Consider the following 1,828-nt stretch of genomic DNA (forward strand, 5'->3'; position numbering starts at 1 on the left):
CTCGTGTTTCGCGGTTTTTGGAGTTGTGTCTGGTTCAAAGGAGCCCGGCTCAGGCTGCGGTATCGATCCGGCCTTGCACGATCTCTCGGATTAACTGCGTCACGCCCAGGTCAGGGACCCTGCAGGATATTCGGTGTTCGATCACCTGCTCTCTGAGCGCGGCGATCATGTCGGAGAAGGCCGGCTCGGTCTTGGACCGGTACCAGGGCTGGTCGCGGCGGCGGGCGGCGACGTCGGCTCGGCTGTTGCCGTGGTGCAGGTACCAGAGCACGACCAGGCTGTAGGCCAGCAGCTGGAAGGGGACCGTGCGCTCGACGGCGGCCCGGGTGCGGTTGCGGGCCTGTTCCAGCCCCAGGTGGGCGCGGCTGTCCTGGAAGCACACCTCGATGGGCCACCGGTCGGTGTAGCGCTGCACGATCTCTTCGGCGGTGCTGGTGGTGTCGGTGGTCAGTAGCGCCAGGTCGTAGCTCTTGCGGCTGCGGGCGTGGCGGACCAGGACCAAGCGCAGCGGGAGCGGGCCCAGGCTGCGGGGCCACCGGCACTCGAGGACGGCGATCTGTTGACCGGTGCCGTTGCCGGCCGGGGTGGAGGCCGCCTGGGCCGCGATCTGGGCAGCGGTGCCCAGTCTGGGGCCGGCGTGGGCGGGCCGGCCGGGCCGGGTCGGGGAGCCGGGCCGGGCCGGTGGGGGCGGCTGGGACAGGACCGCGCTGCTCATGAGCCGGAAGGTCCAGGTCAGGTTGGCGGGCAGGGCGCGCAGGGCGGGGCTGTGGTAGGCGGCATCGGCCACCACGTGCACTGTCCGGTCGGCGAACAGGCGGGCTTGTTGGGTGGCCAGAGCGATCGCGGTTTCGGTTTTGGTGGGCCTGTCCGGTTCGTCAGGGCCCGGGGCGGGGCCCGGGGCGGGGCGGGACTGTTGCAGGACCCGCTCCAGGGCTTGGTCGTGGTCGGTGCGGGCTCTGTCCAGTTCGTGTTCGCGTTGGTCCAGGCGGGCCTTCAGGGCGGTTTTGGGGTCGGGGCCGGGCAGGCGGTGGCCCGCAGGCAGGGCGGCTTCTTGGTCCAGGCGCATGGCCAGGCCGTTGCGGGCCTGGGTGTAGCGGGCCCGGGCGTGGTCCAGTACGCGGGCGGTGGCGGCGGTGGCCGACAGGTGGGCGGTGTGGGGGTGGGGGGCATGGCCCTGTTTGCGGGCCCGGCCTGCTGGGCGGTGGGTGCGGGCGGGCCGCCAGCAGCTGATCAGGGTGGGCAGGGCCAGGGCTTTGGTTTTGCCGGGCAGGTGGGCGGCCAGGGCGGTGACGACGTAGCACACGCCCCAGTTCATGGGTTGGTCTGCGGGGCCGGCCCCGTCGTGTTGGCGGTAGCGGCCGAAGACACGTGCGCCTTGGCGTTTGATGAGGGTGTCATCGACGATCAGGGTCAGGTCCTGGCCGGGTGGGGTGCAGGTGGCCGCGATCAGGCGGGCCATGGTCCGGCCCAGGTGGTGGGGGTCCCATCGGCGGTGGGAGAAGAAGGTGTGGGCGCGGTGGTGGGGCCACAGGCGGGCCAGTCCGGAGCCGGTGAGCATGCCGCAGACGGTGCGCGGGCCGGTGTGGGTGATCAGCCCGGTGAGCAGGGCGGTGAAGGTGGCGAAGGTGGGTCGGGTGAAGCAGGGCCAGAAATGGTTGAGCAGGCGTTGCAGGTTTGGGGGTACGGTGGCGTTCGGGAGCATCAGTCGACCTTTAGGCGGGTTTGGTTGATGCTCCCTTTGTCATGTCTGGGTTGGTGTGCTGTCCAGGTTCATGCCATAGCACGCAGAAGCGGGCATAGTTCCGAAAACCGCCAAAGTCGAGGGCGC

Annotated in this window: 1 protein-coding gene; it reads right to left on the minus strand. The window is 70.5% G+C overall.

From position 1 onward, the window contains the following. Positions 1 to 49: 49 nt before the first annotated feature. Entirely contained in the window at positions 50 to 1,702 is a 1,653-nt protein-coding gene (locus tag D474_RS0127055; protein WP_017616600.1) for an IS701 family transposase, read from the minus strand. Positions 1,703 to 1,828: the final 126 nt, after the last annotated feature.

Origin of the sequence: Nocardiopsis salina YIM 90010, from assembly GCF_000341025.1 — a bacterium.
GTDB classification, from domain to species: domain Bacteria; phylum Actinomycetota; class Actinomycetes; order Streptosporangiales; family Streptosporangiaceae; genus Nocardiopsis; species Nocardiopsis salina.